1 protein-coding gene is annotated in these 693 nt (G+C 72.4%); it reads right to left on the bottom strand.

What is annotated here, in order from left to right:
* Nucleotides 1-693, bottom strand: a 693-nt coding sequence (locus HUK84_RS21530) for a glycosyltransferase (RefSeq protein ID WP_176641962.1), incomplete at both ends; no start/stop codon positions are given.

Genomic DNA, 693 nt, shown 5'->3' with positions numbered 1-693 from the left:
CGCCGCGTCGCGGACCAGCCGGTTGAGCGACCGTCCCAGCGGCGCCGCCTCGCCCGGCGGCACCAGCAGGCCGGTACGCCCGTTCACCACCTGCTCGCGCGGGCCGCGAATATCGGTCGCCACCACCGGCAGGCCGCTCAGCATGGCCTCGATCACCGACATCGGCAGGCCCTCGAAATGGCTGGGCAGGGTAAAGATGTCCGCCGCCGCCAGCAGCGCCGGCACATCCCCCCGATAGCCCACGCAAAGCAGCCGGTCGCCCAGCACCTGCCGCGCCCGCGCGAACGCCGCGTCCAGCGCCGCCCCATGGTCCGATGCCAAGCGCTCGCCCACCACCCACAGCATGGCGCCCGGCACCTGCTCCATCGCCTCCAGCAATTCCGGATAGCCCTTGTGCCGCACCAGCCGCGACACGGCGATGATCACGACGGCATCCTCGGGCACGCCCAATTCGGCACGGATCCGCGCCCGCGCCTCGGGATCGGGGCGGAAGCGGGCCGGATCGCGCCCGTTACCCACGGCCTCCGCCGCCGGATGGATATGCAGCCGCCGCGCGTCCTCGGCCTCCTGCCGCGACACGGTGAAATACCGGTGGGTGATCCGCCCGGCCAGCCATTCCAGCACCAGCGCCAGCCCGCGCCGCGCGACCGGCCCCGGCTGGTTGAACAGAAAGCCGTGGCAGGTATAGGCAAT

Origin of the sequence: Nguyenibacter vanlangensis, from assembly GCF_013376155.1 — a bacterium.
GTDB classification, from domain to species: domain Bacteria; phylum Pseudomonadota; class Alphaproteobacteria; order Acetobacterales; family Acetobacteraceae; genus Gluconacetobacter; species Gluconacetobacter vanlangensis.
This window is presented reverse-complemented; position numbering and strand designations above follow the sequence as displayed.